Source organism: Syntrophorhabdaceae bacterium (assembly GCA_028698615.1).
In the GTDB taxonomy this organism is placed as follows: domain Bacteria; phylum Desulfobacterota; class Syntrophorhabdia; order Syntrophorhabdales; family Syntrophorhabdaceae; genus Delta-02.
In genome coordinates this window covers 1-3,041 of the sequence record JAQVWF010000113.1, presented here as the reverse complement: position 1 = coordinate 3,041, position 3,041 = coordinate 1, and the positions used below count along the sequence as shown (strand labels likewise).

2 protein-coding genes are annotated in these 3,041 nt (G+C 51.1%); both read left to right on the top strand.

Annotation, left to right across the window (positions count from 1 at the left end):
* Window positions 1-478 precede the first annotated feature (478 nt).
* Window positions 479-2,617 carry a PAS domain S-box protein gene (locus PHC90_14920; protein ID MDD3847639.1) on the top strand — a complete coding sequence of 713 codons (2,139 nt, stop codon included), beginning with the start codon at window positions 479-481 and terminating at the stop codon, window positions 2,615-2,617.
* On the top strand, window positions 2,614-3,041 hold a 428-nt coding region (locus tag PHC90_14915), incomplete at its 3' end, for a response regulator (GenBank protein MDD3847638.1). The genes PHC90_14920 and PHC90_14915, both read left to right, overlap by 4 nt.

Here is a 3,041-nt window from a genome sequence, read left to right as displayed (position 1 = left end):
AAACGGGAAGGCTTGAGGCCGCATTTTTGACGAGAAAATCCCCCAACGCCATGAACATCACCACCATGTTTACCGGTCTTGACGCCGCGAGAGAGGCCATAACCGATACAGCGGAAAAGTTCAGGGAGACACTGGTGGAGATGCAAGAGCACCGGAAACAGATCAAATAATTCAATGATGATCACTATTTGCCGCAGCAGTTCTCAGTTCCCGTAAGGGTTTGATCGAGTTATTGTCAATAGTTGTGTACGAGATTATTCCCGGCGTATCCTCCGCTGCCATCGTTATGCCACCCGTGACGTCTCTCGGGGGCTTTGCGAAAAAGAAAACCAACCATCCCTCCCGTGGCAATGATCTAACCCTTAACTCTTATTGGGATTATCCGTATCCTTGCAAAATATAATGAATACGCTATAATCGACGTAGATGTCAGAGATGATGGAGACGAAAGGGCACAGACAAAAGAAAAAAGGCTGCCATGTCAAAAAAAGATGTTCCAACCCAACCCCGGTTCCTTGAGCCCCGCTCTATAATCCTCATCTGCATTGCGGTTTTTCTCTTCCTTTCCGGGAGCGCCTTCTTCGTGTCTTACGATCATTATCAGGAGACCAAAGAACTCTCCCTCAAGAAAGACCGTGCAACAGCGCATCTGCTTTCCATGGTTCTCGAGGAGCACGTCCGGGCGATAACGAAGACCATGGAATCCTACACCAACCGTCCCCTTCTGCTTAATGCAGTAAGGAATAAGAATGTCGAAAAGACAAGAGAACATCTGGTAAACATCATAAAGAACGACCCTTACACCGAAAGCCTGGTCATCACAGACAGGGGAGGGACATTATGGACCTCATATCCCGAGCGTCCGGAGGTCATTGGCAAAAACTTTGCCTACCGGGAGTGGTACAAGGGGGTAAGCAGGAACTGGAAACCTTATGTATCGGATGTGGCCCTGAGGGTCGTCGCTGAAAAAGACCTCGCCGTCCAGATCGTTACCCCTTTCATAGATGGTAAAGGGGAGATAATCGGCATCCTTCTGAACACGCAGCGTACGGTCGGGCTGGCCAGGATCATGCAGCAGGTAACTGTCGACCCCGGTGCATCTGCGAACATTACCGACCGGAAAGGCAGTATGATCTTCAGTTCCCGATTTGCCCACGAAAAGGAGATAACCCCTTATCCATTCTATGCCGTGAAGGACGGGTTGATATCATCGGCAAAGAACCGCTCCGCAGCCGTTGCCGACCCTTTGCTGGGCGGGAGGACGTACTATCTTTCCTATGCGCCGGTTGCCGGCCCCGGCTGGTCTGTTTTCGTTGGGCGCGACAGCCGTCAGATCGTGATGTCGGGGTTATCAGAGTACATCAAAACAGGGGTAATGACCCTCGTGCTGTTCCTGTTGTCTGTTCTCTCCCTCGTCTATTTCAGAAAAAGGGCGACATCACAGCGGTTGCTGGACCAGATACGGGCGGACGAGGAAATACGGAAGGAACGCGATCAGGCACAGATGTACCTGGATATCGCAGGGGTAATGATCGTTGCCTTGAACGCGGAAGGCCATATCACTCTTATCAACAGAAGAGGTTGTGAGATACTCGGTTACACCGAGCAGGAGATGATGGGGCAAAACTGGTTTGATATCTGTCTGCCGGAAGAGATGTGCGAAGAGGTGAAAGGCGTCTTTAATGAATTGATGGCGGGAGATCTTATCCCTGTCGAATACCATGAGAATCCCGTTCTGACAAAAGCAGGCGAACGCCGTATAATTGCTTTTCACAATGCCATCTTGCGCAACCAGTCATCCCAGATCATCGGTTTGTTATCCTCGGGAGAGGATATCACCGAGCGCAAACAGGTGGAGGAAGAAATCCGTAGACTCAACGCTGAGCTCGAGCAGCGTGTCCATTACCGCACTGCCCAGCTTGAAGCCGCCAACAAAGAGCTGGAGGCCTTCTCCTACTCCGTCTCCCACGACCTCCGCGCGCCTCTCCGACATATCAGCGGGTATGCCGATCTGTTGATCAGGGATCTCCACGATGCCATTCCCGAAAAAGGAAAACATTATCTTGATACCATCGCCGATTCCGTGCACCAGATGGGCACATTGATCGACGACCTGCTGCAGTTTTCAAGAACCGGCCGACAGGACATGCAGCGGGCCGATCTGGACATGAGCAATGTTCTCCAGGAAGTGCTGGAGACGATAAAAGGTGATAGCAAAGAGCGCCGCATCGAATGGGTCATCGCAACTCTGCCGCACGTCCGTGGCGATTATTCCCTGCTGAGATTGGTCTGGTCAAATTTGCTTGGCAACGCAGTCAAGTTTACCCGAATAAGGGAAAACGCCAGGATAGAGATCGGTGTCCATGAAGAGAGCGGGGAATTTGTTTTTTTTGTCCGTGACAACGGTGTTGGCTTCGATATGCAGTATGCGCATAAGCTGTTCGGTGTATTCCAGCGCCTGCATTCCTCAAAAGAGTTTGAAGGGACCGGTGTGGGACTTGCCAACGTGCGCCGTATCGTTCTCAGGCACGGAGGCCGCACCTGGGCTGAAGCAGAAGCGGACAAAGGAGCTGTCTTTTATTTTACATTGCCAAAGAAGAAGGAGGGGAAGCCATGATCGGCTTAAGAGTAATCCTGCTCGTGGAAGACGATCCGAAGGATCTCGAATTGACTCTCAGGGCCCTGGCCGAAAATAACCTTGCCAACCGTGTAACGGCTGTGGAAGACGGTGTGGAGGCAATGGACTATCTGCGTTACGAAGGTAAATACAAACTGCGCAAACAGGGGTATCCCGCAGTAGTACTCCTGGATATTAAGATGCCGCGCATGGATGGCATTGAGGTGCTTCGGGCTATTCGAAGCGACGACAAACTGAAAACGATTCCCGTTGTTATTCTTACTTCTTCCCGTGAGGAACCGGACTTGAAACGTTGTTATGAACTTGGAGCTAACGCCTATGTGGTGAAACCGGTGGATTTCAAGGAATTTATTGATGCAGTGAAACAGGTGGGGGGTTTCTGGGCCGTGATCAATGAACTGCC